Genomic DNA, 13,735 nt, shown 5'->3' on the forward strand with positions numbered 1-13,735 from the left:
AGCCTTATCAGGCCGGCGCCTTCAGGTACGAGGTTCGCGAAACAACACAAACCGGAAAAAGCAGTACCCCAGCAACAGATCCAGCAGCGAAAACCCGGAAACCGTGATCAGTCCCGGAAGATTCCGTGCATCGGCGATCACGCCTGTGCCGTAGCTCAACGCCCCCATCACGCCGATAAACATCAGGTACGCCAGCACCGACGTGCCGGTCTCGAACGTGTACAGCGCATTCATGTAAAACGCGAAGGATGCAGCGATGCAAAACGCAGCAAAGTTGCTGGCCGCCTGGTCGAGCTGAGCCGCGCTGGTCAGTACGAAAAAAACCTGCCAGTGGACCAGCGTTGCGGCGAGGCCGATTGCCGTTTGGGCGGGAAATCCTTTCCACAAAATCCTCATCGTCAATCCTTGCTGTCGCGGCAACGGCCGGGGCTTTCACGCTAGGGCAAGGCGCGGACGGGGTCTACTGTCAGAAATTACAGGTCGGCGATGTTTTTCGACCAACGGTTACCACTGCAACAGCCGGCCATGGGGCGGTTCTTTCATCACGATGAAACCGTAATCACCGATCAGGTAGAGCCGGTAATAGAGGCTGTCCACCAAGGGTGGATAGCCCATCAGACCGACATGGGTCGCGTTGCGCCGTTCGCGCTCGGCGACCACGTTGGTGATGCCGGCCGAGGGCAGGTTTTCGGCAAGCATGAAATAGTTGATGTTCAGCAGGTAGCGCAGCACCGGCAGTTGTTTGAACGTGCCCTCTGCACCCGCAATCCAGCGGTCGGAGTAAGTCACTGACAGGTAAATCCGTTTGGCGTCGCGCAGTTCGCGATGGGATGAAATGTCGTGGCTCAGGCTGTAGAGCGCATTGCTGGCGAAGGTTTTCTCCATCGTCAGCACCCGGCCATAAGCGAAGGACAGCGACAGCGTGGCCAGAAGCGGGATCGCCAACACCCAAGGCAACCGTTGATGCAGCGGCATCAACCCCAACCAGGCCAGATAGAACAGCAACATCAGCAGCACACCGAACCCCATCAGGGTGCGCGCACCTTCGTTGAAATCGCGAAACAACAACGTCATGCCCGGCACCAGCAGCACAATCACCGGCAACGCCAGCACGCAGCTGAAACTCAGGAGCAACCCCTGAGTGCGTGACGCTTTGCGCTCGTGAATCTGCCGCATCAACTGCACTGCACCGAACACGGCACACAGCACCAACACAACAAAAACCGCCGTGTAGCCGCCGTGAAACAGCAGCGCAAAATTCTCGATCACCCGACCGATATTGATGCCGATCTGCAGCAACGGATCAGCGCTCGCATTCAGCAATTGCAGGCGTCCGTGGTCAGTGAACGGAAGAGCCGTGCCGCTGTAAATCAACACCGCCAATAGCAACTGCGCCAGCCGCCAGCCCGACCGCCGCCAAAGTTCATCCCACGGCACTCGCCGATGAACATTGCGCAATAATTCCAGGCAGCACAGCCCGAGAAACACATTGAGGCTGATCTGATACAGCCCGATCGCCAGCGCCAGCAATACCGATGGCACCAGCCATCGCTGAATGCGTGAAGCGCCGCAAAAAGTGATCGCGTAAATCACCGCGACCAGACTCAACGCCATGCCCGGCCCGTCGTATTGATAGGAAAGGTTCTGCAACAGGAACGGGTTGTACCAGAGCGGCAACGGCACCAGACAACAGGCCAGGGTCGGTTCGGGAAAATAGTGGAAGGTCAGCCGGGTGAGAGCCAACGACATGGCCACCGTGGCGAGTAACAGCGGCAATGGAAAAATGTTCGGCGCAGCGCCAGTGAAGGTCAGCGCCTGATACAGCCAGTCCATGAACAACCGCCCCTGCCCGGCCCAGGCATTGCCGGCAGCGAGGGTGCGCCAGTTGTCGTCGATGTAGGGGAAGTCGGCGAGGATCAGCGGCAGGATGTACAGCAGCGTGGCGAGCAGGAAGAACAGCACGACCTGACGGTGGCCGAGTTCTCGTACGAGAAAATCGCTGATCCTCATACCTGCGCCTCTGTTCACGGCTGCACTGGAAACAACGTAGCTAAACCTTCGAACATGACTCTGGATCAGAAGTCGTTTTTTGCGGCGCTTTCAGACCAGCGGCATCAACCACTCATCCATGAAAAAGCCCCGGACTTTCGACCGGGGCTTTCGAGTTTCTGCAATAACGTATTACGAAGCCGAACGCACCGCGCCCTGGGACGCATCGCTCGGTTGCAGCTTGAACACGTAGAACAACACGGTCAGCAGCACCAGGAACGCCGGGCCCACATACAGCGCCACGCGGGTGTCCGGGAAGTACGCCATCAGGCCGACCACCAGCACCAGGAACGCCAGCGCCAGATAGGAGCTGACCGGGAACAGCCACATCTTGTACTTGAGGCCCGCACGTTCGCTGGCGCTCAGGCCTTTGCGGAATTTCAGCTGGGCCAGCAGGATCATCACCCAGGTCCAGATCGCGCCGAAGGTGGCGATCGAAGTTACCCAGACGAAGACTTTTTCCGGAACCAGATAGTTGAGCAGCACGCCCAGCAGCAGCGCGAAGATCGACAGCAGCAATGCGCGACGCGGTACGCCGTTGCTCGAGGTGCGAGCGAATCCGGCCGGCGCCTGACCGTTCTGCGCCAGGCTGTAGAGCATGCGCCCGGTGCTGAAGATGCCGCCGTTGCACGACGACAGCGCGGCGGTGATCACCACGAAATTGATGATGCCGGCGGCGGTCTTGATGCCCAGACGTTCGAAGGTCATCACGAACGGGCTGCCCTGGGTGCCGATTTCGTTCCACGGATAGATCGACAGGATCACGAACAGCGCGCCGACGTAGAACAGCAGGATCCGCCAGAACACCGAGCCGATCGCATTCGGGATGGTCTTCTGCGGGTTCTTTGCTTCACCGGCGGTCAGGCCGATCATTTCCACGCCGAGGTAGGCGAACATCACCATCTGCAGCGACATCAACACGCCCGTCACACCGTTGGGCATGAAGCCGCCGTGGGCCCACAGGTTGGAAATCCCCAACGCCACACCATCGTTGCCGAAACCGAAAGCGATGATGCCGACACCGCCAATGACCATCGCAATGATGGTGACGATCTTGATCAGGGCGAACCAGAACTCGAATTCACCGAAGGCCTTCACCGCGATCAGATTGATCGAGCCCATGCTGACCAGCGCCGCCAGCGCCCAGATCCAGCGCGGGACATCGGGGAACCAGATGCCCATGTACACCGCCACCGCCGTGATTTCGGCGACGCAGGTCACCAGCCACAGGAACCAGTAGTTCCAACCGGTCAGAAAGCCCGCCAGCGGGCCGAGGTAATCCTGTGCATAGCGACTGAAGGAGCCGGCCACCGGGTTGTGCACGGCCATTTCGCCGAGGGCGCGCATGATCACCAGGATCGCCAGACCGCCGATGATGTAAGACAGCATGATCGCCGGGCCGGCCATTTCGATGGCCTTGGCCGAACCGAGAAACAGACCGACACCGATGCAGGCGCCGAGCGCCATCAGGCGAATATGCCGTTCACCGAGTTCGCGTTTGAGCGGACCGCCTTGAGCGGTTTCGCCATGGGGCGGGTGATTGCCGACTGGCATGGGGGACTTCCTCGTCTTGTTATTGGATGTGACCACCGAGTGTTCAGGCGTCGGCCGATAAGCCGGCGCCTGGGTAAGACCGGCCCTGCTTCGTGGGCAGAACCGTCCCGCAGAAACAACCTGCGGGATCAGCGGGGCGTGCAGTATAAAAAGCTTGCGACAGGTTTTTTCACTCTATAAGGCTTCTGATTCAGACGTAAACCTCGTCAAATACAAGGTTTACGAGACAAACCATCCTGCATTTCAAGGATTATTCACTGCGCAAATGGGCGCCGAGTATTGCACAGCAATGGTGCAACGTCATGCCGCGACCAAAGTCGCAGCGGCCTCAAGACCTCTCTGTTCCGGCCCTTTCAGGCTTGCGATCACTTGCCGGTGGGCTGCAGCAGGCTTTGCAGATTTGTTCAGGGTCACGCCTTCACAATTTTTTCACCCGCGCCAACCACCGACTAAGCTTCAGTCAAGTCCGATCAATCTGCGTGAATGGATCAATCGACTATGGGCGCTTTGTGGCAAACCGATTCGAGTGAAAAAGTGGTTCCGACTGAACGTGTGGATGAAGCGCCTGTACCTGAGAAACCCCGCCGTAACCGGCATGGGTGGAAGGCTTTCTGGCTCCTGTTGGTGATCATCGCGATTGTCGTGGGCCTGGCTGCGATGAAGGAAATGCGCACCTCGCGTTTTCAGTCCCGCGAGGTCAGCCAGTACGCCGCCAAACTCAAATACGAATTGCAACCGGGGCCCAGCGAAGCGATCCGCTATCCGGGCAACGGGCCGTTCGATCTGCGTCTGGGCTACAGCTCGCTCGACGAGTTCCTGCCACGGCTGATCAAGCGCAACTACGTGATCACCGAGCAGACGCGCTTCTCCCCGGCCCTGCTCAACTACACCGACAAGGGCCTGTTCGTGCCCTACTCCGAAAAAATCCAGGCCGGGCTGTCGATCACCGATTGCCGCGCCGCGCCGCTGTATCAGTACAACTATCCGCAACAGCTGTACGCGAGTTTCGATTCGATTCCGCCGGTGGTGGTCAGCAGCCTGCTGTTCATCGAAAACCGCTTTCTGCTCGATCCAAAGCAACCGCTGGCCAACCCGGCGGTGGACTGGCCGCGCTTCGGCATGGCCGCGTGGTCGCAGGTCGCCAAGTTGCTGCACTTGCCGGGGCAGTCGGCCGGTGGCAGTACTCTGGCCACGCAACTTGAGAAATACCGCCACTCACCCGACGGGCTGACGGTGTCCGGCGCGGAGAAGATCCGCCAGATGATTTCCGCCAGCGTGCGCGCCTATCAGGGCGGTCCGGACACCTTGCCGGCGCGGCAGAACATCATTCGTGATTACCTCAACAGCGTGCCGCTGTCGGCGGTGCCGGGGCATGGCGAAGTGCACGGCATGGCCGAGGGTTTGCGGGTCTGGTATGGCGCCGACTTCAACGAGGCCAACCGCAAGCTCGCGAGTACCGAAACCGATCCGAAGACCATGGCGGAAAAAGGCCTGGCCCTGCGCGAAATGCTCTCGCTGATGATCGCCCAGCGCCGCCCTTCGCATTACCTGACCAAGGGCCGCGAAGAGCTGGTCGAACTGACCAACAGCCACTTGCGCCTGCTCAAACAGAACGGCGTGATCGACGCCGCCCTGGCCGATGCCGCGCTGGCCAGCACCATCAGCTATCGCGACTGGCAGACCCAGCCGACCATCCAGCCGATCGAAACCAACAAAGGCATCAGTGTCGCTCGCAGCCGGCTGGCGTCGATGCTCAACCGTCCGCTGTACGACCTCGACCGTCTCGACCTGTCCGCCACCAGCACCTTGCAAGGCGAGCTGCAAACCCAGGCCACCGCCTACCTGAAAAAACTGGCCGACCCGGCCTATGCGACCGAAGTCGGCCTGATGGGCGAACGCCTGCTGACGCCCACCAGTACCACTCAGGTGCGCTACAGCTTCACCCTGTTCGAGCTGACTCCGGACGGTTCGCGCGTGCGGGTGCAGACCGACAGTACCGATCAGCCGTTCGACATCAACGAGGGCAGCAAACTGGAACTGGGCTCCACGGCGAAGATGCGGGTGCTGACCACCTACCTGCAAATCATCGCGGAGCTGCATGACAAGTACGGCGCCATGACCGTGCCGGAACTGAAGAAAGTCGACGTGCCGGATCAGGATCGTCTGAGCCAGTGGGCGATCGATTACCTGATCCAGAACAAGGATCACGACCTGTCGAAAATGCTCGGCGCCGCCCTCGACCGCAAATATTCAGCCAGCCCCGGCGAGGCGTTCTTCACCGGTGGCGGCTTGCATGTGTTCCATAACTTTCGCAAGGAAGACAACGGCCGCATGCCGACCCTGCGCGATGCCCTGCGTGAGTCGATCAACCTGCCGTTCATTCGCCTGATGCGCGATCTGGTGCGCTACACCACCTACTCCGGTCCCAACAACAGCGCCGAACTGCTCAAGGACGACCGCGACCCGCGCCGTCAGGAATACCTCGCCTCGTTCGCCGACCGCGAAGGCACCTCGTTCCTGCTCAAGTTCTGGAAGAAGTACCGGAACAAGGACACCCAGGCCCGGCTCGACACCTTCCTCGACAGCATGCGCCCGACCCCGATCCGCATGGCCGCCGTGCACCGTTACCTGCTGCCCAACGCCAGCCAGGAAGACTTCAACACCTTTGTGCGCTCGCACCTCAAGGGCGTAAAGATCACCGAAAAACTCACCGACGAACGTCTGGAACGGCTCTACCTGGCCTACGGCCCCGGCACCTACGACCTGCCGGATCAGGGTTTCATCGCCAAGGTTCACCCGCTGGACCTGTGGATGATCGGCTACCTGCTCAACCACCCGGACGCGACGTTCAAGGACATCGTCAAGGCCAGCCAGTTCGAACGTCAGGAAGTCTACAGCTGGCTGTTCAAGAGCAAGCACAAGGGCGCCCGGGACAGCCGGATCCGCACGATGCTGGAGATCGAAGCGTTCCTCGACATCCATCAGCGCTGGCAGAAAGTCGGCTATCCGTTCGATCACCTGGTACCGTCGCTGGCCACCGCCATCGGCAGTTCCGGCGACCGCCCGGCCGCACTGGCCGAGTTGATCGGTACGATCCTCAACGATGGTGTACGCATGCCGACCCTGCGCATCGACAGCCTGCACTTTGCCGCCGGCACGCCTTACGAAACCAAACTGGTCAATGACCCGCACGTCGGCAAACGGGTGATGCCGTCCGAAGTCGCCACGGCAATGCGTGAAGCGCTGTCACAAGTGGTGGACTCGGGAACGGCCAAACGTGTTTCCGGCAGTTTCAAACTGAACGATGGAACACCGCTGACCATGGGTGGCAAAACCGGCACCGGCGACAACCGGATCGAGGCGATCGGCTCCGGCGGGCGGATTCTCAGCTCGAAATCGATCAACCGCACGGCGACCTTCGTGTTCTACATCGGCGACCACCATTTCGGCACGCTCACCGCGTTCGTGCCGGGGCGTTCGGCGGAGAACTTCAAGTTCACTTCTGCCCTGCCGGTGCAGGTGCTCAAAGGTATGGCGCCGATTCTGATGCCGTATCTGCAACCGGGCAGTGATTCGCAATGTCGACCACCGCAAGCGCCTCAAGTGGCACTGGTGAGCCTGCCATCGCTTAATCCCGATTGAAGTTGTGGAGGCAATAACTAATTATTTTATGCATTCCAATATTCAATCTTTCGCCTGCCAGGTTCGCGCTCGAACAGCAGGCTTTTGAACTAATCTTCTGCACCCTTGAACGTTAGGCTGAACTTTCCTGATTTATTCAAGGCTGTATCCATGACCGCAACAAACGAATACAAAGGGCAACATTACGAATTAATCAAATCGCGGATCGATCCGGTATTTACCGAGATGAATCTGCGCCACGGCGAAGCGCTGAAAAACATCAAGCCCCAACGTGAGTCCTGGATGACGCCGCAACTGGCCCGACTCAATCGCAAGGCCTGGACCGCACGTAACGAAGTCGACAGGGCATTGACCCGACTCAAGGATATTCATGCCTTTGCCGGGCAATTGCTCAGAACAGAACTGCTGAAAAGGTACGGCATTGATGTCGACATCAGAAATACATATCTGATGCTGTATCAAGAAGCGAAACTACCTTGGTATGTCATTGACGTATTCAGTGGTTCAAACACCAGAAAAGTCTCGTTGCTTGAGGCTGCACTGAACAACTTTTCCATTAACGAAACTTACCAGTCGGACTCCACATTTCTCGTCAAAAGAGAACATGTGCAGGATCAGTACGATATTTCGCCGCTCACCCGGCTGATGACCGTGGCCCGGTTCCAGACCCTGTGCCGGGAACTGGACATCGGCGCGCGCTACCAGGCACATCTGCAAGAAATGCTGCTGAACAAAGAACCGGTGGTACGCAGCTACGTGCAGTCACTGGTAATTCAAAGCCACAAAGCCACGCTTGAAGCAACCGCGCACATGGCGTTGGTGAGAAAGGACATTGACCGTGAAGGTTTTCAATTGATTCGCGCCCTGCTCAATGGCCGTGCGGCACTCAGGCTTGGGCAACAGCTGATGGAAGCCTGCGAACTGACCATCATGGATCTGAAGATGACCGGCATTCTGATTCTGCGCCCCGATCCCAATCAGCCGCTGCACTCATCGCGAATCATCGCCTACGTCCCGCACGACCCCGAACATCCACTGAAAACGTACGATTCCCATCTCGATTTTCTCAACGAGTTGACGCGCCAATTGCAGAAAAACGACACCCTGCCCTCTACGGGTGGCAGTTACTGGCAGTTCTTCAGCCAGTTCGTCGCTCACCACCAGCGTGGACACTTCTTCGCCGACCTCAAACAGCGTCTGACGCATGTGAAATGGTATCCACACGAGCGCGGAGACTCGCGTCCGTCCTGGCGCGAAACACCGGTCAGCAACCCGAACCTGCAATACGGCGCAACGCCCATCACTGGACCACTATGGGACTCTCTCTATCAGCGCCAGCTCGACAAGATCTTCAACGATGCGCGAAACATCGCTGTGCCTACCGCCGATGCGGATCAAAACGCTCGCGCAGACTGGTGGGCGAACGTTTTCAGGATTGCCCAGGACATCCTGAACGTGGCGGCGATGGTCGCCGCGCCATTCATTCCTGTCGTCGGCCTTGCGATGCTTGGCTACACCGCCTGGCAATTGACCGACGAAGTCGTCGAGGGCGTGGTGGATCTGACGCAGGGCCATTGGGAAGAGGCCGCAGAACATGTGGTGGGAGTGGTCCATGATGTTCTGCAATTGGCAGCTCTCGTCATCGGGGACTACGTGACCAAACCCGTTCAGCTGAAGCTCTCTGCCCTGGTTGAAAACATGAAACCGGTGCGTTCACTCGACGGCCGGATGCGTTTGTGGCATCCGGACATCACCCCTTACGAACAGCCGCAACTGGCATTGCCGTCCGCCTCCAGACCGGACGCCCTGGGCCTGCATCAACACGCCGGCAAGACCGTTCTGCCGCTGGAAGGCAAACACTATGCGGTCAGACTCGATCGCGACAGCGGTCACTATCGTATTGAACACCCTTCCCGGGCGCAGGCTTACGCGCCACAACTGCGGCACAACGGCCGGGGTGGATGGACTCACGAGGCCGAGAACCCGCATGACTGGGAAGGCCCGCGCCTGATGCGGCGCCTGGGTCACTCGGTCGACGGTTACAGTGACCTCGAACTGGACAGAATACGCCGCATCAGTGGCACGCCGGTCGACTCGCTGCGTCGGATGCATGTGGAGAACAGCCCGCCACCGCCGCTGCTGGACGATACGCTTACCCGCTTCAAGACCTGGCAGGAAGCGAAAGACGTCAGCCGGCTGATTCGTACGGGCCAGCCGCTCTATCCAGAGTCCCTCTGGTTTGAACGGATGGTTCCCGACATGCCTGGCTGGCCTGCGGACAAGGCCCTGAAGGTCTGGCAGGACAACGACCTGACCGGCGCTTACAGGCAATACGGCAACCCTCGGGCCTCTGACAGTCAGACGCTGTCCATCGGCATTGCCGACGTGATGGACAACAAACTTCCCGAACGACTGGTGGATTTTCTCAGTGACGCAGACATGCAATCGCTGCTCGGTGGAAATTACCCGAAAAGCCGACGGGCACAGGTGTTGCGCAACCGTCTGGCCGACCTCGCGGTGACCCGGCAAATCGAGATTTTCGACTATCAGTACCGGTTCAAGACTCGTACTCCCGATGCCCAGGCCCAGCTGATCCAGCGCCACTTCCCGCAGTTGCCCGCACGACTCGCCGAATCGGTGGCAAGCAAGGCGACAGCTGCCGAACACATCATCATGACCGAGCAGCAGCGCATCCCCCTGCGCCTGAAGAGTCAGGCTCGCGAAATCGAATTCGAGGTGCTGGCGACCAGGGCCCATGAGGGCGTGCATGATCCGGCGCTGTTGATACCCGACACCGAACGCCTCGCCCTCAATGCCTTGAAGGTTTACACCGACACCTACGAAGACTTGCGTATCGAAGTGCGCGAAGCCACTGATGACGGTGAGCTGCGATGCAGCGCGGGCCACCCTGATGCCGCTACGGTGCGCAGGCTGATCCGGGACGAACAAGGTCGCTATGAGGTGCATGACAAAGCGAATAACAAACTGCACGAGGCTGCCGGTTTCTATGAGGCCGTTCTGTTGGCCATGCCCACAGCCAAACGCACGGCACAGGGTTATCGCATCGGAGAAGGGCAAATGTTCAGGCAATGGGTGAAGGCCGTGACCGAAACGCCGGCCGAGCGCAGGACAGTGTTGGCACGCCCCCCCGTCCGGCCGGTCATCCCGTTGGAAACCGAATTGCTGCTGCGTGGCCCGCGATTATCCAAGTCGCCGCTGACCGTGGAAGAAAAAATCAAGAATATCTACCCGCATTTCAGCGAAACAGAGGTGGCGGCGTTCAGCAGGTCACTGCACACCTACGGAGATGCGCACTGGAAAATCCGGACGCTGACGGATGAGCTCAAGAAGCTGAAGGGCATACTGGACGACTGGCGCAAGCGTTTTCGCTTTCAAACCTCACCGTATGGGGACGACACCAGCCTGCCCCCGTCCTTTCACGAATATTTGCACAATGGAGGACGCTTCATCGCCGACCGCCTGGTGGAATGTTTCGAAAGACAATCCGAAGTGTTTGGTGCCCGCAATTCCAGCCTTGAAACAGGTTACTCCCTGGATCTGTCCAGTGAGGCGAGACCCCATGACTTGCAGAAATGGTGGAAGCAATTGCCGCAGGAGCTCAAACCCTACCTGGACCAGGTCACGACACTGAGTCTGGATGGTCAGCGGTTCTCCCCTGGGGCTGACGGCTTGTTGAAGGACTTCCACCATCTGCGTCAATTCAGCGCCAGAAACTGCGGACTCAACACCTTGCCCGTCAGCGTCGGCCGGATGCACGTACTGGAGACTCTGCGCCTGAACGACAATCGGCTGCAGTTGACACCTGCCGAGTCGCGGCAGTTGGGCGCGCTGACACGCATGGAAAGCCTCAGGCTGGATAACAACCCGCTGGGAATGGTCCCTGATGTCGGGCGCATGCCGAGGTTGCGGACATTGAGCCTGATCAACACCGAAATCGAAGCATGGCCTTCGGGGCTGTTCGACAAACCCCGGCCCGTTTTCTTTTACCTTGATCTGGGGAACAACGCGCTGCGGTACATCCCCGAGGTACCGCTCGGCTCCGACAGCGCGCGACTGATCGCGCGCACCCGCGTCCACGTGAACAGACTTTCCGAGCGGGCGCGCATCGCATTCGAACACTATCGAACGTCGGTGGGCATGCGACCGGAGCAGATTTACTCGACCGTCGCCGCAGACTTGCTGGAGAAATGGCCGGTCTCCGTAGACACCTCATTGAGCGATCAAACCGCAGGAATCGGCACCTATCGACCAGAGGCATGGCATGAACTGGCCAGCGAGCCCGGCTCCGACGGCTTCTTCAGGATCGTGCAGGATCTGACACGCTCCGCCGATTACCAGCAAGGGGGCCATGCTCGGGATCAACTGACCGACCGCGTCTGGCGAATGATCAGCGCCATGGACATCGACACCCCGCTGCGCGAAGAACTGTTCCTGATGTCGACCGATCCCGAAGGTTGCGAAGACGCCGGGGCACAGTTGTTCAACAGCATGGGAATACGCGTACTGGAGTCGGAGGCGCGCACCTTCTCAAACTCCCCCGAGGAACTCGAACGCAAGCTGGTGACACTGGCCAAAGGCGCCGCGCGACTCAAGCAAGTGAAGGAGATCGCCCGGGCCGATATCGCGGCGCGACAAGGCAACCCCGACGAAGTGGAAGTGCATCTGGCTTATGAGACCGGGCTGGCCAGACGCCTTGAACTGCCCTGGCAGTCCGAAGCCATGAAATTTCGCGAGGTGGCCGGGGTCAGCGACGAAACCATCGAGGCGGCTTACGACAAGGTTCTCGACGATGAAGCCGGTGACGGTCTGGTCGATCAGATGCTCGAACAACCGTTCTGGGATCGCTATCTGCGAGAAACCTGGCCGGGAGAGATCGAAGCCAACACCCGCGCGAATCAGGAAAAGGCCGATCTGCTGATCGATCTGCAGGCGGCCCAAGAGCGCTGGGTCGAATCGGCCGATCGTTCACCGCCACTCAGGCAGGCACTTGCCGAACTGGCGCGCAAACTGTCCATACCGGACGACGTGGTTTTCACACCGAAAAAAATGAGCCAGAAGACCTGCGACGAGTTGCTTGAAGGCATTGGCCGGCAGGAGAAGGCGTTGAAACGAAGACTGACCCGCGAGGCCATGGCTCGCGCGAGGATCTGAGCCGATCAGCAGTCTCCTGAAGGCAACCGGACCGATTGCCTTCAGGACTGAGGTCAGACCTCCGAATCCCAGATCACCGTGACGTTGCCGGCGTATCGCCTGGCCTGGCCGGGCTGCAACATCTGCTCGACGTAGACTCTGGGAATCTCGAAATGCAATGTGCCCGCCGCCCGGTCCAGAAACCGATCCGGTTGAAAGCCCGGAGCATTCGGACTGGAGGTCAGCGGCCGACGGCGCACCGGCTGGCCTGCATTGTCGGTGATACTGTCGGGCAGGCTGACGCTCACGAACACCTGTGCATCGGTGGCGCCTCCCTCGGCATCCCGCAAACCGCAGGACTGCACGCCGCTGTACTGGCATTCGACAAACATCTTGAACCGTGAGGACGACGAGATGTTGAATGTCTGGTCGCGAAACAATCGCACCGGCTTGCGTCCCTGTTGCAGCCACGCCTGCCAGCCACCTTGCGGCACTAGCACGACCTTGTTGCCGCCGGGGGGAATGTCGACCTTGAGCACGTGCTGCACATCCAGCACGAACCTGAAGGTCAGGGCCGAATTGTCCGGCAGCAGATTGTCGCCGGTGTCGATGTCCATGCCGGGGCCGACGCCATAGGTCAGTGCGCCGGTGTACAGGCCGGCCGACATCTGCAGCGGGTTCGGCGTACGCAATTCATAGGCCACGTCCAGATAGCCGTACGACATCCACGGGATCAGGAAGGCAGCCTGTTTGGCGCACACACCCTCCATCGGCGTGCGCCAGAAAAACCGGAAAAAATCCGCACCAAAGCTTGCCATTGCTCCGGGTCTGCAAGGTGTCTGCGGGATAGCCCAATTACCGCCACTCCACAGTTTGATGTGCGCCTGCTGGTCGTCGGCGGCACCGGTCAGGTTGACCGCCGTATCACTCAAGACGTACTGGGAACCGAACGCGCCGATCCGCATCTCGACCGTGGCGGTTTCCCCGGTGAAGACGTTCGAGACCACCAGACTGCGCCATTGCGCGGGCATCTTGAACATCGCGCCGTTACGCTCGGACGCTCCCGGTTCGATGGCCTGACCGGAGGTGAAGCGCAGCGGCAGCCGCACGCCCGACATGGGTTTGCAATCGTTGGGGTAGGTGGCACAGTAGCCGCTTTGGGGTGTCTGGTTGATGAAGACGTTGCTCTGCGGGTTGGCCGGATCGGGAACGTAGACCGCACGAATCTCCTGGGTCACCGCCTGTGCCGATACCGACAACAGCCCACCGAATAGACCGACCAGCCATTTTGCCTGGTTGGACCTGTTGAATCTTCGCAATCCTGAAACCATTACCAGCT

General features: G+C 59.5%; 6 protein-coding genes. 2 read left to right on the forward strand and 4 right to left on the reverse strand.

The genetic code is table 11. The annotated features are described in order from the left end of the window. Positions 1–21: 21 nt before the first annotated feature. The 3 genes from KJY40_RS24460 to KJY40_RS24470 all read right to left on the reverse strand — a co-directional run bounded on the left by KJY40_RS24460 (position 22) and on the right by KJY40_RS24470 (position 3,603). Positions 22–420: a GtrA family protein gene (locus tag KJY40_RS24460; protein ID WP_321576980.1), complete on the reverse strand. Its 399-nt coding sequence runs from the start codon at positions 418–420 to the stop codon at positions 22–24. Between the two features lie 84 nt (positions 421–504). Beyond that, a complete protein-coding gene (locus KJY40_RS24465) occupies positions 505–2,010 on the reverse strand; it encodes a glucosyltransferase domain-containing protein (RefSeq protein ID WP_230733277.1) in 1,506 nt (501 codons plus the stop codon). Positions 2,011–2,181: 171 nt separating this feature from the next. Then, positions 2,182–3,603, reverse strand: coding sequence for an amino acid permease (locus KJY40_RS24470; RefSeq protein ID WP_230733279.1), 1,422 nt, complete (start codon positions 3,601–3,603; stop codon positions 2,182–2,184). A 498-nt stretch (positions 3,604–4,101) separates the two neighbouring features. Here KJY40_RS24470 and KJY40_RS24475 point away from each other — a divergent pair, with 498 nt between their 5' ends. Both KJY40_RS24475 and KJY40_RS24480 read left to right on the forward strand, forming a co-directional pair. After that, positions 4,102–7,245 carry a transglycosylase domain-containing protein gene (locus tag KJY40_RS24475; RefSeq protein ID WP_230733281.1) on the forward strand — a complete coding sequence of 1,048 codons (3,144 nt, stop codon included), beginning with the start codon at positions 4,102–4,104 and terminating at the stop codon, positions 7,243–7,245. 150 nt (positions 7,246–7,395) lie between these two features. After that, positions 7,396–12,417 carry an NEL-type E3 ubiquitin ligase domain-containing protein gene (locus KJY40_RS24480; RefSeq protein ID WP_230733283.1) on the forward strand — a complete coding sequence of 1,674 codons (5,022 nt, stop codon included), beginning with the start codon at positions 7,396–7,398 and terminating at the stop codon, positions 12,415–12,417. Between the two features lie 53 nt (positions 12,418–12,470). Here KJY40_RS24480 and KJY40_RS24485 read toward each other — a convergent pair whose 3' ends face one another. Continuing rightward, complete coding sequence (locus KJY40_RS24485; protein ID WP_230733285.1) at positions 12,471–13,727, reverse strand: hypothetical protein; 1,257 nt, start codon at positions 13,725–13,727, stop codon at positions 12,471–12,473. Positions 13,728–13,735 lie beyond the last annotated feature (8 nt).

Origin of the sequence: Pseudomonas fitomaticsae (genome assembly GCF_021018765.1) — a bacterium.
GTDB lineage: Bacteria > Pseudomonadota > Gammaproteobacteria > Pseudomonadales > Pseudomonadaceae > Aquipseudomonas > Aquipseudomonas fitomaticsae.

Coding starts and splice junctions, on each gene's coding strand:
- KJY40_RS24465 (WP_230733277.1), bottom strand. CDS start 2,010: ATGAGGATCAGCGATTTTCTCGTACGAGAACTCGGCCACCGTCAGGTC.
- KJY40_RS24480 (WP_230733283.1), top strand. CDS start 7,396: ATGACCGCAACAAACGAATACAAAGGGCAACATTACGAATTAATCAAA.
- KJY40_RS24470 (WP_230733279.1), bottom strand. CDS start 3,603: ATGCCAGTCGGCAATCACCCGCCCCATGGCGAAACCGCTCAAGGCGGT.
- KJY40_RS24485 (WP_230733285.1), bottom strand. CDS start 13,727: ATGGTTTCAGGATTGCGAAGATTCAACAGGTCCAACCAGGCAAAATGG.
- KJY40_RS24475 (WP_230733281.1), top strand. CDS start 4,102: ATGGGCGCTTTGTGGCAAACCGATTCGAGTGAAAAAGTGGTTCCGACT.